This is a genomic window from Ruegeria sp. BB6 (assembly GCF_056539385.1).
Window position 1 is genome coordinate 145,577 of the sequence record NZ_JBQFUW010000005.1, and the last position, 13,499, is coordinate 159,075.

Genomic DNA, 13,499 nt, shown 5'->3' on the forward strand with positions numbered 1-13,499 from the left:
GTCATCGGTCAGGTTCGGATATCAAAGCAAACTCATGAATCTGCGGTTAACGGAGGGCATCAATACCTGAGGCAGCAAGATTAGCGTGCTGTTTCCCAGATGCGCCCCAGGGACGCTGCCGCGCCGATCACAGCTCCGGCAAAGCCAAGAGCCATCATGGAAAACCCAAGCACGACAAGCGAGGACGCTGTTCCAGCCAGTGCTGTCAGCATCGCGACAACCAGACCCGCCAGACCCAGAACAGTGGATATGGTCAAAAATCGGGTCATGATCCGCCTCCGGTCGTTACATTGCGCTTCCTGAGGATATGGACTGCGCAGGCCGGAATTCAAGAAAGTACCTAGGCAGATTCGGTGGGTTCAGGCACGTTCTGCTTGCGAATTAGGCTCATCGTCTCGGAAATGCTCGAATCCGGGCGTTCCGCGATCTTCGGGATGATGGGCAATATGCTTGGCCTTGATCTGTTCCGAGTTGTCGCGGCTTCCGTCATGGCTATAGCCCGGAGGCGCGAAGCAGTAGGCTAGTCGCTGGCGCAGCGTCAGGCCCGGCTGGGTTGCATCGCGCCAGATACCGACCCATTCGTGGAAAGCGACGCGCAGCGGGTTGAACGTGCCGATATTGTGAACCAGCCCGTAATCGACGCGGTCGTGTTCTTGTTCCGGCACGAAGGTTCCAAACAGCTTGTCCCAGACGATAAACGTGCCGGCATAGTTGCAGTCCAGATAGCGAGCGTTGCGTCCGTGATGCGCGCGATGGTGGCTGGGCGTGTTCATGACCGCTTCAAACCAGCGGGGCATCTTGTGGATGGCTTCGGTGTGAATCCAGAACTGGTACACAAGGTTCACCCCGCCGCAGAACAGAACCATTGCGGGGTGGAATCCCAGTAGGATCAAGGGCGCGCGGACGACCATCATGAAGGTGAATGTATAGGTCCATGTCTGCCGAAGCGCGGTGGTCAGGTTGTAGTGCTGCGAACTGTGGTGGTTCACATGGCTGGCCCAGACCCAACGGATGCGATGGCCGAACCTGTGCACCCAGTAGTAGCGAAAATCATCCAGCACAAAGCAAAGGATGATCACGGGTATCGACGTGCCCAGATTCAAGGGCGTGATCTGCCACAGCCACATGAAGAATGTGTAGACAATAACTCCCAACAACAGATCGGAAGCGATATTCCCCGCGCCCATGATCAATGAGGTCACGGCATCGCGGGTCTCGTATCGCCCGCCTTTGCCTTTGATCGCGATCCACAGAAACTCGGCAAGGATCGCGGCGATAAAGACCGGGACGGCCCACTGCACGGCGTCCGGGAATGTCACTTGATCGGTCATGAGGGCTCCAACAGGTGCCGCCAGTGCTGGCGTTCAAAGTCATCAAGGTGGACGATTGCCTTAGGCGTGCCAAATTCGTGGAACCGGATTTCGAACCCGTCGGGGCGATCCAGCCAGTCGAAATCCAGAAGATGCCGGGCAACGGTATCCATACCGAACACCCAGACCAAACCGTTCCCCGAGGGCGTGCGGATGAGCGCCGAACGCCCATCATGGGCAACAGTAACGTCAATGATGTAGTCGTCTGGAGAATGCCGCAGCCATTCACGCCGCGCACCATCCTGCGTCAGCGCGCGCAAACGGGACCTGCCCGTCAAATGCAACATCGCGGTGATTCCGGTGATTCCTCCGATCACCAGAACCAAAAGAATTTCCAGCGGCACAGCCGTCCTCCCGTTGAGCAAAGTGCAGAGTGGCCGGGTGGCTGTCAAAGGTGGCGTAACGTCAGCTTGCTTCGAGCCGTTCCAGGATTTCGTGCTGAACCACCCGCTGGACAAACGGCACCAACCCTTCCGGGCCAGATGTCCTGTCCTTGAGGTGGATGCAGATGTCGGGCCTGCGCGCCGCGATGATGCCCACCAACTCTCCTCGGGTCTTGTCGTCCAGCCCTGCGCCAATGATTGCGCAGGCTATTCTTGGTTCGGTGTCCAATTGCCGCCGGACTTCATCGGTGTCGTGTGCGCCGAGCCATTGGATCGGCAGATGATCCAACTGTAGCGCCACATCACCGATGACATTTGGTAAACGACCAACTAACAGAACTACCGGTTTCATTGCCGTCTCCCTTCCTGAAGGTTGCAAAAGAAAACCGGCCCATAGGGGCCGGGATCAGTTTACCACAACTGGACGGGAAAAGGCCGCGCGCCTTAACTTTCAGGCTCTACGAGCGCTGAAATGATCGACTTGGCGCTGTCCGAGTTCCACTCGGCATCTCCGATTAGGCGTGCGATCTCGTTGCCTTCGGGGTCCAGAATGACGGTAATGGGCAGTGCCAGAACCCCCATCTCGCGGGCAACGGCGGATCTGGGGTCCTGGTGACGCGGCAGGTTTTCAATGCCGTTTTCCTGAAAGAATTTCTTGATCCCGGCAGGCGAATTGCGCCCCGTGGCCAGAGTTAGAACTTGGAACTTATCGCCGCCAAATTCCTGCTGGAGTTCGGCAAGCTGCGGCATTTCCTTACGGCAGGGCGCGCACCACGTCGCCCAGAAATTCAGCAAAACATACTTGCCCCGGTAATCTTCAAGCGAGGCGGCACCGCCATCTTCTTCAAGCTGGAATTCAACCGCAGCAACGGGTTTCGGTTCTTTGTGCAGGATCAGGCGTTTCAATGTGCCGTCCCGCAGCGGACCCAGAGTTTCCGCGTCTGTGGCCAAAGCCGCGTTTGCACCCAGCGCAAGGGCCATATAAAGGGGGATCAGACGAAATAGGCGCATATCAACTCCGGGTTTTCTTACATGACCGATCAATCCTCGAACCAGATGTGGGGCGGCCGCTTTGCCGCCGGTCCAGACGCGATCATGGAGGCGATTAATGCCTCGATCGGGTTCGATCAGCGGATGGCAGCCCAAGACATCGCAGGCTCGCGCGCCCATGCCGCCATGTTGGCAGCCACAGGCGTTATTACTGATAGTGACGCGCAAGCCATTCGGGAAGGGCTGCTCACCGTTTTGTCAGAAATCCAGTCGGGGTCGTTCCAGTTTTCGACCGCGCTGGAAGACATCCACATGAATGTCGAGGCGCGGCTGAAAGAGGTGATCGGAGAACCGGCAGGCCGTTTGCACACAGGCCGGTCGCGGAATGACCAGGTGGCGACCGACTTTAAACTCTGGGTCCGTGATCAGTTCGATGCGGCGGAAACCGGCCTGCTGGCCTTGATCCGCGCCTTGCTGACACAGGCCGAGGCCGGGGCCGATTGGGTCATGCCCGGCTTTACTCACCTGCAAACGGCACAGCCTGTCACTTGGGGCCATCACATGATGGCTTATGTTGAGATGTTTGGCCGCGATCTGTCGCGCGTCCGCGATGCGCGCGCCCGGATGAACGAATCTCCTTTGGGCGCGGCAGCGCTGGCGGGGACGTCTTTCCCCATCGACCGCCAGATGACGGCTGAGGCGCTGGGCTTTGACCGCCCAGCGGCAAACTCGCTGGACGCAGTCAGCGACCGGGATTTCGCGCTGGAGTTTCTGTCTACCGCCTCGATCTGCGCTGTTCACCTGTCGCGCTTTGCTGAGGAATTGGTGATCTGGTCCTCGGCCCAGTTCCGGTTTGTAACACTGTCTGATCGCTTTTCGACCGGTTCGTCGATCATGCCGCAGAAGAAAAACCCTGATGCCGCCGAGCTGATCCGCGCCAAGGTGGGCCGTATCTATGGCGCGAATACGGCGCTGATGATGGTGATGAAGGGTCTGCCGCTGGCCTATTCCAAGGACATGCAGGAAGACAAGGAGCAGGTGTTTGACGCCGCCGACAACTGGATGCTGGCGCTGGCCGCGATGGAGGGGATGGTCAAGGACATGACCGCCAACCGCGACAGTCTGGCGGCTGCGGCGGGGTCGGGGTTCTCGACCGCGACCGATCTGGCCGACTGGCTGGTGCGGGTGCTGGGCCTGCCGTTCCGCGACGCGCATCACGTCACAGGCTCGCTGGTCGCGATGGCCGAATCCAAAGGCTGCGACTTGCCCGATCTGACGCTGGACGACATGCAGTCGGTTCATGCGGACATCACGGATGATGTCTATTCTGTTCTTACCGTCGAAAACTCGGTAAACTCACGCCAGTCTTACGGCGGCACGGCGCCGGATCAGGTGCGTGCCCAGATCAAGCGGTGGAAGGCGCTGGTGTAATGCAGATCGTGCGTGTGTTGCTTTTGATCTCGGTCGGAGCGGTTCTGGCCGGGTGCGGTGCGGATGGCGAACCGATTCAGCCAACAATGAATGCCAATATCGGCGTCGGCAGCAGCGGCACCTATGTCGGCGGTGGAATTGGTCTGCAACGCGGCGGTTTGGGGATTTATCTGGGCCTCTGACGCGCAGCGATTGCAATTTACTGGTTCCGCTCCCATCTGCACTCGGTAGCCTGCGCTTTGGCACCTCAACACCGATGAGACACGAATGAAAACTTTTGGCCTGATCCTGTCGCTTGTCGTTCTGGCGGCGTGTGAACCTTCGTCCAACCCTCGTCCAGAACCCGAAGCCAACTCAGGCGGTTCAGGGATCAAGATTTCCGGCTATGGGCGGGTCGGCGTTTCAACGACCAACTGACGCAACGCCACGGCTTGTGCAGAATCCATTGATCCGCGCGCCCTTTTTGGTCTAAGCGCGCGGGTATGGATCACTTTCTCTACCGCGACGGCGCGCTTTACGCCGAGGACGTCCCAATCTCCGAAATCGCAGCAGCGGTCGGAACCCCGTTCTATGTCTATTCGACAGCCACACTGCTGCGGCACTTCAAGCTGTTCGATGATGCGCTGGACGGCATGGACCACCTTGTCTGCTATGCGATGAAGGCGGCCAGCAATCAGGCGATCCTGAAAACGCTGGCGCAGGCGGGCGCGGGGATGGACGTGGTCTCGGGCGGGGAATATCTGCGGGCCAAGGCCGCAGGCGTGCCGGGCGACAAGATCGTGTTTTCGGGCGTTGGCAAGACAGCGGATGAAATCCGTACCGCTCTGACCGGCGGCATACGCCAGTTCAACGTGGAATCCGAGCCCGAGATGGAGGTGATCAATGCGGTCGCCCTTGATCTGGGCGTGGTTGCGCCGATCACCGTGCGGGTGAACCCGGATGTGGACGCCAAGACCCACGCCAAGATCGCCACCGGCAAGTCGGAGAACAAGTTCGGTATCCCGATCGCGCGCGCGTCAGAGGTTTACGCCCATGCCGACACCCTGCCGGGGCTGGAGGTGATTGGCATCGACGTCCATATCGGCTCGCAACTGACTGAGTTGGAGCCGTTCGAGCTGGCCTATACCAAGGTCGCCGAGCTGACCGAACAGTTGCGCAGTGAAGGGCACAATATCCGTCGTCTCGATCTGGGCGGCGGTCTGGGCATACCCTATACCCGCGCCAATGATGCGCCGCCGCTGCCGGTGGAATATGGCGCGCTGATCAAAAAGACATTGGGCCATTTGGACTGTGAGATCGAGATCGAGCCGGGCCGCCTGATCGCAGGCAATGCAGGGTTGATGGTCAGCAAGGTGATTTACGTGAAATCGGGCGAAGGCCGCGATTTCCTGATCCTCGACGGGGCCATGAACGACCTGATCCGCCCAGCAATGTACGAGGCGCATCACGATATCGTCGCCGTTCAGGAACCCGCGCCGGGCGTGGAACAACAACCTTATGATATCGTCGGACCCGTTTGCGAAACCGGAGATACCTTCGCCAAACAGCGTAACATGCCGCCGCTTGCGCCGGGTGATCTGGTGGCCTTCCGCAGCGCCGGAGCCTATGGCGCGGTCATGGCCAGCGAATACAATACGCGCCCTCTGATCCCCGAAGTTCTGGTGCATGGCGATCAATTCGCCGTAATTCGTGAACGCCCGAGCTTTGACGAAATCATAAACCGCGATACCATACCAGAGTGGCTTTGACGCGATAGGCGCGCGGGCCCACTGTTGGAGGCCCGACTTGACCAAACGACTGCCCCTGCCGATCCCTAGGCTGTCCCTGTGGCTGACGCACACTGGGATGCTGGCCGAGCGGGTTTGGCGTGCCTTTTGGCCGTTCTTTTCGATCCTGATGGCGAGTTTGGCAGCTTTGATGCTGGGACTTCAGGATCTCGTGACGGTTGAGACTGTCTGGATCGTGGGGTCTTTGGTTGTGCTGGGCCTTTTGGCGGCACTGGGTTTGGGCGCGCAGCGATTCCATATGCCCACGCGCGCCGAAGCGTTGATGCGTTTGGATGAAACCCTGCCGGGCCGACCAATTCAGGCGTTGATGGACGATCAGGCAATTGGGGCAAGGGATGCGGATTCGGTCGCCTTGTGGCAAGCGCACCAAAACCGGATGGCCCGTCGTGCGGCACAGGCCCAGCCCGTAAAACCCGATTTGCGCCTTGCGGATCGTGATCCTTACGCGCTGCGGTATTCGGCGTTGCTGGCCTTGGTGATCGCCGCTTTGTTCGGGTCATTCTGGCGAATAGGGTCTGTGGCCGAAATGACTCCGGGCGCTGCAATGGCGGATCAGGGACCAAGCTGGGAAGGGTGGGTAGAGCCTCCTCGCTATACGGGTCTGCCGACGCTTTATCTGGCTGATCAGTCGGACCCAATCTTATCGATCCCGCAGGGCAGCCGTATCACTCTGCGCTTTTATGGCGAGGTTGGCGCACATAGCCTTACGGAAACCACGACACCTTTGGGGGCTGAGGGCGCGACCGCGCCAGAGCAGGAATTTGTCGCTGATCGGTCCGGCCTTTTAAAGATCGGCGGACCTTCGGGGCGGGAGTGGACGCTGGATGTTATCGCGGATGTTCCCCCCGAAATCGCAGTTGCCGACATCGCCACGGCCGAAGCTGGTGGGCAGATGAAGCTGCCCTATGCTGCCGGTGACGACTATGGAGTTCAATCCGGTACGGCCACCATCGAACTTGATCTCGCCTCAGTTGATCGCCGTTACGGTTTGACGCCTGAGCCAGAGCCGCGCGAGGTCATTTCTGTAGAGCTACCGATGCCGATTACCGGAGATCGCACCGACTTTATCGAGGACTTCATCGAGGATTTCTCGGAACATCCCTGGGCGCATCTGCCTGTCAAAATCACTCTGTCCGCGCGGGATGCTGCGGATCAGGAAACGCAGTCAGAACCCTATATGACCGCTCTGCCTGCCCGTCGCTTTTTTGACCCGTTGGCCGCGGCGATCATCGAACAGCGCCGTGACCTGTTGTGGACGCGCGAGAACGCCACGCGTGTTGCGCAGGTATTGCGGGCCGTTTCGCATCTGCCCGAGGATCTGTTCCGCTCGGACACGGCCTATCTGCGATTGCGCGTGACGCTTCGGCGGCTTGAAACATTCACCGAATACGACCTGAAGCCAAAGCAGCAAGCTGAGATCGCTCAGTCCTTGTGGGATCTTGCGGTGCTGATCGAAGAAGGGACGCTGGCGGATGCGCTGGAACGCATGCGTCGCGCGCAGGAGCGCCTGACCGAAGCGATGCAGAACGGCGCAACCGATGAGGAAATCGCCGAACTGATGCAGGAGCTGCGCGAGGCCACGCAGGACTATATGCGGCAGCTTCAGCGGCTGGCGCAGGAAAATGACGGTCAGGAAGGTCAGCAAGGTCAGAACGGCGAGACCATGCAAATGACGCAGGACGACTTGCAGCGCATGATGGATCGCATTCAGGAGCTGATGGAACAGGGCCGCATGGCCGAGGCGCAGCAGGCGCTGGAGGAATTCCAGCAAATGATGGAAAACATGCGCGTCACGCAAGGTCAGGGTCAGGGCCAACAGTCCGAGGGCCAGCAGGCCATGGAAGGTCTGGCCGAAACGCTGCGCGAACAACAGGGGCTGAGTGATCAGGCGTTCCGTGATCTGCAGGAACAGTTCAACCCCGGTGCGCAAGCAGGCGAGAACCAAGGCAATGAAGGCCGAAATGGTGGTCAGGGCCGTGGTGACAGTCACGAAGGTCAAGGTGGTCAGGGTCAGGGCTCGGATCAGGCCGGAGAGGGTCAGCAGGGCGATGGTTCGCTGGCTGACCGGCAGCAGGCGCTGCGCGATGAGTTGGGCCGTCAGCAACAGAACCTGCCCGGTACCGGAACGCCCGAGGGCGAAGCCGCCCGTGACGCGTTGGGTCGTGCGGGCCGCGCCATGGACGAGGCAGAGCAAGCGCTGCGCGGTGACGATCTGGCCGAAGCCATAGATCGCCAGTCCGAAGCAATGGAAGCCCTGCGCGAAGGTATGCGTTCACTGGGTGAGGCGTTGGCCCAGAACCAGCAGAATCAGCCCGGCCAAGGCGCGCAGGAAGGTGACATGCAGGCCAACAGCCGCGATCCATTGGGCCGTAGCCCGGGCGCGTCTGGGTCGATCTCAACCGATGACAACCTGCTGCAGGGCGAAGACGTTTATCGCCGCGCGCGCGAATTGCTGGATGAAATCCGTCGCCGGACCGGAGAATCGGACCGCCCCGAGATTGAGCTGGAATATCTCAAACGCCTGTTAGAGCGCTTCTGACGTCACAGATCAGTTTTGCGGAGGGGTGGAATTGGTTTGCGCTTCGAGCCACACACGTGCCTGATCGATCAGGGTGACGTAGCTGTCCAGTACCGGATCAGCCTGCGGCACAGCTTCGGATATCCTTTGCGCGTTGCCATAGATCAGGAACAGGACCGCGCCGATGATCACCATCAATAGGAAACCACGCCGGAACCCTCCGCTGGACTTGCGCGGAAGCAGCTCGACTTCTTCTTTCTTTTTCTTCTTCTTTTTCTTCGGGGCTGGTTCGTCGCTGCGCAGAGAGGAATTTATCGCATCGACATCCGGCAACGTACCCTGTTCTCCTGAACCCTCGGTTGTCAGATCCTTGACCGCCTGATCAAGCTCTGGCTGCGGAGGCGGGTCCAGTGCCAGATCGGGTTGCGTTTCGAGGCTTTCGGCTTCTTTCGCGCGCAAACTGGCCTCGCGCGCAGCTTCTTCTTTCAGGATGTTGGCGACAGCCGGGTCCACATTGCCAGTTGTTGCGGCTTCTGCTGGCTTGGACTCGGTTTTGGTCGGCTGCGGTTCGGGCGCGGGCGGCGTTGGCGTGTCTTCGACCACGTCCGCGTCAGGTTCTGCCACGTCGGGTGAGGTTGCAGGACTTGGTTGTTTTGCCTGAAACCAGGTTTTTTCACAGTTGGAGCACTGCACGTCACGCCCCTGTTCGGGGATGACCTCGTCTGGAACCTCATATTGGGCACCGCAATTCGGACATGTAAGACGCATGCTGCCTCCCGGCCATAGTATTGACCTGATAGTAGTTTTTTCAGGAATGATATTCCGTTAAGACCAGACAGCAAAGGGTGTTTTCGGTTTCGCGCCGCAAGTGTCACCAAATCGACCCGGTACAGGCATTGAAACCGCGACTGTGCTCGGGCAAGAAGAGCAGCAGCAAAAAACGGGGGCGCCGGTGATCGAGCTGGAAAATGTCAGCTATACCTATGGTGGTGGAGCATTGCTGAGCGATGTGTCCCTTCGGCTGCATCCCGGATCGTTTCATTTTCTGACCGGCCCTTCGGGGGCTGGCAAGACGACGTTGCTCAAACTCTGCTACGGGGCGTTGTTGCCGACCTCGGGGCGGCTTTGCGCGTTCGAGCAGGATGTCGCGGGTCTGGATCGGGACCAAATGGCCCTGCTGCGCCGTCGGATCGGTGTTGTACATCAGGATTGCCGGTTTCTGGATCACATGACGCTGGCCGAAAATGTGGCCCTGCCGCTGATGGTGTCCGGTCGCGCCGAATCCGCGCAGCAGGAAGACTTGGCCGAACTGCTGAACTGGGTCGGATTGGGCGCCCGACAGGACGCGGCTCCTCCTGAGTTGTCAGGCGGTGAGCGTCAGCGCGCGGCATTGGCCCGCGCGGTTATCCTGTCGCCCGATGTGGTTCTGGCGGACGAACCGACCGGGAACGTGGATTGGGACATGTCGCAGCGTCTGTTGCGCCTGTTGGTCGAGTTGAACAGGATGGGAAAGACGGTTCTGATCGCCACCCATGACCTAAGCCTGATCCGGGCGGCCAAAAGTCAGGTACAGGCGCGGGTGCTGCGCATTTCGCAACGACAAGTACAACTGGCGGGGGCGGACCTATGAGTGAGGGCACCATTAGGAACCTGCTTCAGCGTGACAAACGCGCGGATCGGGTTGTGCCACCCACGGGATACACGGCTCAACTGACACTGTTCGTGTCTGGCGCGATGGCTTTTCTTGCAGTTTTCGCCTTGGCCCTGTCGCTGGCATCCGGCAGGTTGGCGGATCGCTGGGCAACCGAACTGGCGGGGGCTGCCACGCTGCGCATCAACGCGCCGTCCGATCAGCTTGCCGCACAGACCGAGGCCGCGTTGACTGTTTTGTCGCAAACGCCCGGCGTTGCTTCTGCCCGTGCTTTGACTTCGGAAGAACAACTGGCCCTTTTGTCCCCTTGGTTTGGCCCCGATCTTCCGTTGGACACGCTACCCGTCCCGCAGTTGATCGAAATCATCGAGGGCGAGCCGGGGCTGGATGCCGCCGGTCTACGCCTGCGACTTGGTGCCGAGGTGCCGGGCGCAGTTCTTGACGACCACACCCGCTGGCGTGAACCTCTGGTCGATGCGGCGACATCGTTAAGACGGCTGGGTTGGGTATCCATTCTACTGATCGGCGGAGCTACGGCCGCAATGATCACCTTGGCCGCCAATGCGTCGCTTGCCGCAAACGCACAGATCATAGAAGTGTTGCGCCTGGTCGGAGCACGCGACCGATTTATCGCAAACGCCTTTGTTCGCCGGTTTACCTATCGGGCCTTTTTTGGGGCCGTGGTCGGGGTATTGTTAGGTATGACAGGGGTGCTGCTTTTGCCCGAAGCCTCGGACGAAGGGGGCTTTTTGACCGGGCTTGGATTTCAGGGGCTTGGCTGGTTTTTGCCAGCTATGATTCCCGTACTGGGCGCCGCCGTCGCGTTTCTGGCCACCTGGAGCGCCGCAACCCGTAAACTGACGGAGCTTTCATGATGACCGCAGCATTGCAATGGGTTCGGTCTTTGATCTTCATGATCGTGATCTACACATGGATGTTTGTACTGGGCGTTGTTTTTGCGCCCTATGCCCTTTTCGCCAAGCGCGGCGCACTGCAGGCATGCAAGATTTACGCTCGATCAACGATGTGGATGGCGCGTTGGATGGTGGGTATCCGCTGCGAAGTCCGGGGTACAGTGCCCGTGGATGAAGTGGTGATCGGGGCCAAGCACCAGTCTTTCCTGGATATCATGATCATCTTCAACGCTGTCCCGCATGGGAAGTTTATCATGAAGCGGGAACTGCTCTGGACGCCGATAATTGGTCTTTATGCGCGTCGGCTCGGTTGTATCCCCGTGGATCGCGGTAAAAGGGGCGCGGCTGTGGCCAAGATGGTCAAGGATGTTGCAACCGAATTCGCAGAGCCCGGCCAGCTTGTCATCTACCCGCAGGGCACGCGGGTGGCTCCGGGTGTGCAAAAGCCATACAAGGTGGGTACGGCGGTGCTGTACGAAGGGTTGGGTTTCACCTGCGTTCCTGCAGCAACAAACGCGGGGGTCTTTTGGCCTCGAACGGGAATCATGCGAAAACCCGGATTGGCGATTGTCGATTTTCTTGAGCCGATCGAACCGGGCGTCGCGCGCGAGGCGTTTCTTGAACGGCTGGAAGATGTGATCGAGAGCCGCTCGAACGCGTTAATGCGGGAAGTGGGGTTTGATCCTGATGGAGTTTATTGAGGACATCGAAACACTCGAGAGTCTCTATGGCACGCCCGGAGCGCCGTCCCTGCGCAAAGTGGCGGACCGGCTGACACCGTTATACCGAAAATGGATCATGGCGTCGCGCTTGTGCATCCTCAGCACGGTTGGCCCTGAAGGGGTGGACGGAAGTCCGCGCGGCGATGATGGGCCGGTGGTTCTGGAACTGGACAACAGGACGCTGGCGATGCCCGACTGGCGGGGCAACAACCGGCTGGACAGTCTGCGCAACATCGTGCGCGACCCGCGTGTTTCCCTGATGTTTCTGGTGCCGGGGTCCAACAATGTTGTGCGTGTGAACGGCAGCGCGCGTCTGACGGTGGATGAAGACATGCGGGGCCGGTTTGAAAAACTTGGCCGTCGTCCTGCGACCGTGATCGTGATTGAAATTGCAGAGATATACACGCAATGCGCCCGCGCATTGATGCGCGCGGGGACATGGACCAGCGGGGACGAAAGTACCGGGCTGCCATCCGTCGGTGAAATCCTGGCCGAGGCGTCAAAAGGCGAGGAAGGCGGCGCACAGTATGATGCGGAATGGGGTCCGCGCGCCGCCAGAACGATGTGGTGAAGGGTCTACACTTTTTCACGGAATTGCCCACGGGTAGACAATTCATAGCGCTAGAATAGGATAAGCTGAACCGGAGGTTTGGATGCAGCAGTTGCAGTCTTATTGGAACGCTTTCCTCGATCACGCGAAGAGTGTGCTTTTATACCCGCTTGATCCCGGCAACCGGATATATTTCTTGTATCTGGCGACATCTTTATTAATCGCCTTTTGGATATATGCCCGAAAGCGCCGTACTTCCTCAGAAGTTGAAGGCGAGAAAACCTTTCTCGGGTTCTTATTTCCCAAAAAAGTATGGAAGCATCCGTCGGCTTGGTTGGATTTGCGATATTTCTTTTTCCATATGCTGATCGGACATTTTCTTATGCTGGGTCTACTGGCGGGATCTGCTGCGGTTTCATACTACTGGGCTAGCGGGGGATTCGACCCCCAAACTGCCGAGGAGGGAAAACACCTGACCGGTTGGGTCGGCGCAGCTATCACTATTGTATATATGTGTGTGCTGTTTTTAGTTACTGATTTTATTGCGTTTTATTGCCATTATCTGCAACACAAGATTCCATTGCTTTGGCAATTCCACAAGGTGCATCACAGCGCTGAGGTCATGCATCCCATCTCGAATTTTCGCGAGCACCCGATAGACAACATGTTTTATTATCTGGCGGTCGGCCTAGGGGGTGGAGCCGTAACCGGTTTTACCTTTCGAGTACTGGGCTACCACCCGAACATTCCGGTTGTTCTTGGCGTGCCGCTATTGATGTTCTTATTCAACGCCGTGGGTTACAATCTACGGCATTCCCATATCTGGCTGCGTTGGCCGGGTGTCTGGTCCAAGGTCTTCCCGTCCCCGGCCCATCACCATGTGCATCACAGTTGTCATCCGGATCATTTGGACAAGAACTTTGCTTTCATGTTTCCGGTTTGGGATGTCCTTTTCGACACCTATGTCATGCCCAAAGACAATAGAGACGTGAAATTTGGCGTGACCGAAAAAGACAATGGCCACGAATTGAACACATGCATGAAGCTGTATTTCGTTCCATTCCGAGACGCCTGGGGTCTGCTGCGTCGGAAGCGTCAGGTCGAAAGCACGCCTGGACAGACACAAAGCAACGAACCTGCCGAGTAAATCAGATTGGTTTGACCTAGGCGCGACGCAACGTTT

General features: G+C 58.7%; 16 protein-coding genes. 10 read left to right on the plus strand and 6 right to left on the minus strand.

The features are described from left to right. Positions 1 to 80 precede the first annotated feature (80 nt). The 5 genes from ACR0B7_RS13375 to ACR0B7_RS13395 form a co-directional block, all read right to left on the minus strand. On the minus strand, positions 81 to 269 hold the full coding sequence (locus ACR0B7_RS13375; protein WP_170387455.1) for a hypothetical protein: 189 nt from the start codon (positions 267 to 269) through the stop codon (positions 81 to 83). A gap of 90 nt (positions 270 to 359) precedes the next feature. Beyond that, on the minus strand, positions 360 to 1,331 hold the full coding sequence (locus ACR0B7_RS13380; protein WP_170485109.1) for a sterol desaturase family protein: 972 nt from the start codon (positions 1,329 to 1,331) through the stop codon (positions 360 to 362). After that, complete coding sequence (locus tag ACR0B7_RS13385; protein WP_170485107.1) at positions 1,328 to 1,714, minus strand: hypothetical protein; 387 nt, start codon at positions 1,712 to 1,714, stop codon at positions 1,328 to 1,330. Before ACR0B7_RS13385 ends, ACR0B7_RS13380 begins: the two co-directional genes overlap by 4 nt. A gap of 61 nt (positions 1,715 to 1,775) precedes the next feature. Then, entirely contained in the window at positions 1,776 to 2,105 is a 330-nt protein-coding gene (locus ACR0B7_RS13390) for a hypothetical protein (RefSeq protein WP_170415042.1), read from the minus strand. 92 nt (positions 2,106 to 2,197) lie between these two features. After that, positions 2,198 to 2,764, minus strand: a complete 567-nt coding sequence (locus ACR0B7_RS13395; protein WP_170485105.1) for a TlpA disulfide reductase family protein — start codon at positions 2,762 to 2,764, stop codon at positions 2,198 to 2,200. Positions 2,765 to 2,785: 21 nt separating this feature from the next. Here ACR0B7_RS13395 and argH point away from each other — a divergent pair, with 21 nt between their 5' ends. The 5 genes from argH to ACR0B7_RS13420 all read left to right on the plus strand — a co-directional run bounded on the left by argH (position 2,786) and on the right by ACR0B7_RS13420 (position 8,500). Continuing rightward, entirely contained in the window at positions 2,786 to 4,174 is a 1,389-nt protein-coding gene (gene argH, locus ACR0B7_RS13400; protein WP_170485103.1) for an argininosuccinate lyase, read from the plus strand. Then, entirely contained in the window at positions 4,174 to 4,356 is a 183-nt protein-coding gene (locus tag ACR0B7_RS13405; protein WP_170485101.1) for an argininosuccinate lyase, read from the plus strand. Before argH ends, ACR0B7_RS13405 begins: the two co-directional genes overlap by 1 nt. An 85-nt stretch (positions 4,357 to 4,441) precedes the next feature. Continuing rightward, positions 4,442 to 4,591 carry a hypothetical protein gene (locus ACR0B7_RS13410; RefSeq protein ID WP_170415035.1) on the plus strand — a complete coding sequence of 50 codons (150 nt, stop codon included), beginning with the start codon at positions 4,442 to 4,444 and terminating at the stop codon, positions 4,589 to 4,591. Between the two features lie 65 nt (positions 4,592 to 4,656). Continuing rightward, positions 4,657 to 5,922, plus strand: coding sequence for a diaminopimelate decarboxylase (lysA, locus tag ACR0B7_RS13415; RefSeq protein WP_170485099.1), 1,266 nt, complete (start codon positions 4,657 to 4,659; stop codon positions 5,920 to 5,922). Positions 5,923 to 5,959: 37 nt separating this feature from the next. Continuing rightward, the gene (locus tag ACR0B7_RS13420; protein WP_480681689.1) at positions 5,960 to 8,500 is read left to right on the plus strand and encodes a TIGR02302 family protein; all 2,541 of its coding nucleotides are present in this window, start codon (positions 5,960 to 5,962) and stop codon (positions 8,498 to 8,500) included. A 9-nt stretch (positions 8,501 to 8,509) separates the two neighbouring features. Here ACR0B7_RS13420 and ACR0B7_RS13425 read toward each other — a convergent pair whose 3' ends face one another. Beyond that, positions 8,510 to 9,247 (minus strand): zinc-ribbon domain-containing protein, encoded by a 738-nt coding sequence (locus ACR0B7_RS13425; protein WP_170485097.1) that lies wholly within the window; start codon positions 9,245 to 9,247, stop codon positions 8,510 to 8,512. Between the two features lie 184 nt (positions 9,248 to 9,431). Between ACR0B7_RS13425 and ACR0B7_RS13430 the strand changes: the two genes are divergently transcribed. From ACR0B7_RS13430 to ACR0B7_RS13450, 5 genes are all read left to right on the plus strand, one after another. Further along, positions 9,432 to 10,109 carry an ATP-binding cassette domain-containing protein gene (locus tag ACR0B7_RS13430; protein ID WP_170485095.1) on the plus strand — a complete coding sequence of 226 codons (678 nt, stop codon included), beginning with the start codon at positions 9,432 to 9,434 and terminating at the stop codon, positions 10,107 to 10,109. Beyond that, positions 10,106 to 11,005, plus strand: coding sequence for an FtsX-like permease family protein (locus ACR0B7_RS13435; protein WP_170485092.1), 900 nt, complete (start codon positions 10,106 to 10,108; stop codon positions 11,003 to 11,005). The genes ACR0B7_RS13430 and ACR0B7_RS13435 overlap by 4 nt, the downstream gene beginning before the upstream one ends. Next, the gene (locus tag ACR0B7_RS13440; RefSeq protein WP_170485284.1) at positions 11,005 to 11,745 is read left to right on the plus strand and encodes a lysophospholipid acyltransferase family protein; all 741 of its coding nucleotides are present in this window, start codon (positions 11,005 to 11,007) and stop codon (positions 11,743 to 11,745) included. Before ACR0B7_RS13435 ends, ACR0B7_RS13440 begins: the two co-directional genes overlap by 1 nt. Continuing rightward, the gene (locus tag ACR0B7_RS13445; protein ID WP_170485090.1) at positions 11,732 to 12,337 is read left to right on the plus strand and encodes a pyridoxamine 5'-phosphate oxidase family protein; all 606 of its coding nucleotides are present in this window, start codon (positions 11,732 to 11,734) and stop codon (positions 12,335 to 12,337) included. The genes ACR0B7_RS13440 and ACR0B7_RS13445 overlap by 14 nt, the downstream gene beginning before the upstream one ends. Positions 12,338 to 12,419: 82 nt before the next feature. Continuing rightward, positions 12,420 to 13,463 (plus strand): sterol desaturase family protein, encoded by a 1,044-nt coding sequence (locus ACR0B7_RS13450; protein WP_170485088.1) that lies wholly within the window; start codon positions 12,420 to 12,422, stop codon positions 13,461 to 13,463. Positions 13,464 to 13,499 lie beyond the last annotated feature (36 nt).

Bases quoted from the DNA above. Each gene is read 5' to 3' on its own strand.
- argH (WP_170485103.1), top strand. From the start codon at position 2,786: ATGACCGATCAATCCTCGAACCAGATGTGGGGCGGCCGCTTTGCCGCC.
- ACR0B7_RS13390 (WP_170415042.1), bottom strand. From the start codon at position 2,105: ATGAAACCGGTAGTTCTGTTAGTTGGTCGTTTACCAAATGTCATCGGT.
- ACR0B7_RS13440 (WP_170485284.1), top strand. From the start codon at position 11,005: ATGACCGCAGCATTGCAATGGGTTCGGTCTTTGATCTTCATGATCGTG.
- ACR0B7_RS13435 (WP_170485092.1), top strand. From the start codon at position 10,106: ATGAGTGAGGGCACCATTAGGAACCTGCTTCAGCGTGACAAACGCGCG.
- ACR0B7_RS13395 (WP_170485105.1), bottom strand. From the start codon at position 2,764: ATGCGCCTATTTCGTCTGATCCCCCTTTATATGGCCCTTGCGCTGGGT.
- ACR0B7_RS13380 (WP_170485109.1), bottom strand. From the start codon at position 1,331: ATGACCGATCAAGTGACATTCCCGGACGCCGTGCAGTGGGCCGTCCCG.
- ACR0B7_RS13410 (WP_170415035.1), top strand. From the start codon at position 4,442: ATGAAAACTTTTGGCCTGATCCTGTCGCTTGTCGTTCTGGCGGCGTGT.
- ACR0B7_RS13375 (WP_170387455.1), bottom strand. From the start codon at position 269: ATGACCCGATTTTTGACCATATCCACTGTTCTGGGTCTGGCGGGTCTG.
- ACR0B7_RS13425 (WP_170485097.1), bottom strand. From the start codon at position 9,247: ATGCGTCTTACATGTCCGAATTGCGGTGCCCAATATGAGGTTCCAGAC.
- ACR0B7_RS13445 (WP_170485090.1), top strand. From the start codon at position 11,732: ATGGAGTTTATTGAGGACATCGAAACACTCGAGAGTCTCTATGGCACG.
- lysA (WP_170485099.1), top strand. From the start codon at position 4,657: ATGGATCACTTTCTCTACCGCGACGGCGCGCTTTACGCCGAGGACGTC.
- ACR0B7_RS13405 (WP_170485101.1), top strand. From the start codon at position 4,174: ATGCAGATCGTGCGTGTGTTGCTTTTGATCTCGGTCGGAGCGGTTCTG.
- ACR0B7_RS13450 (WP_170485088.1), top strand. From the start codon at position 12,420: ATGCAGCAGTTGCAGTCTTATTGGAACGCTTTCCTCGATCACGCGAAG.